The organism is Oleiphilus sp. HI0043 (assembly GCF_001634935.1).
This window is the reverse complement of the sequence record NZ_LWEY01001730.1, coordinates 1-846: the sequence shown is the minus strand read 5'-3', so window position 1 is coordinate 846 and position 846 is coordinate 1. Positions and strand designations below refer to the sequence as shown.

At 43.6% G+C, this 846-nt stretch carries 1 protein-coding gene; it reads right to left on the bottom strand.

Features of this window, described 5'->3' with window-relative positions; all coding sequences use genetic code 11:
* Positions 1-846, bottom strand: an 846-nt coding sequence (locus A3729_RS33525) for a fibronectin type III domain-containing protein (RefSeq protein ID WP_197476121.1), incomplete at both ends; no start/stop codon positions are given.

Below are 846 nucleotides of genomic sequence, written 5' to 3'. Positions count from 1 at the left end.
TGCCGCTGCTAGCGTTTTAACTCTACTAATATGGCTCTGAGTTGGGCCATTACCGCTAATATCAGTAACTTCTACTGACACCGCATAGGTCTGATTCGAGTTTAGATCACCTACAGTCAAGTTATGGCAGCGAGAGAAGTCATTAAGTAAATACTCAGCTCCGTCAACGATAAACTTTCCTTGCACTGGCTCATTAGCACAAAAAGCCACCGTAAACTGGGTTTCTCCGATAGACGTCGCTGCTAAAGGTTGGACAAACTGTGGCGCTAATGAGTCAGCACTAATACTTTGAGTGGTAAAGCTTAGAACTTGCGTTTCAGAACTATTGTTTTGTGCGTCTCGTGTCGAAATATTTACGTCATAATCGGTGTTTGAATCCAGGTTATTAATAACAACGCTATGTTCTGTTAGAAAACGGTTATTTTTAAAAACCGCTCCACCAACCACTTGAACTGTACTTCTAGCCGGTTCATCGGTCTGCCATTCTATTACCACAGATTGGTTGCTAATATTTTTAACATAAGGCCCGGCAATAGTTTTCGGTATTATGCTATCAAGTAGAACTAGCTCCTGGTCGAGACTAAGCGCGTTGTTAAGGGCAAGATCAGATCTTACAAAGGTCGCAAAGCCACTTTCGATTGTTGGAGTATAGGTAAGGTCATACAAGCAGTCAGTGCTGTCTGGGTAAAAACCGGATTCAATACAGGTATCACTAGGGAACAGCAACATAACATAGTTGCCTTCAGCATCTGTACTAGCACTACCACTGGCATGATCCAAACTACGTGTCGATAACTGAAGTAGGGGGCCTTGCTCAGGACCGTGCCAGACCGTGCTGGTTTCGAT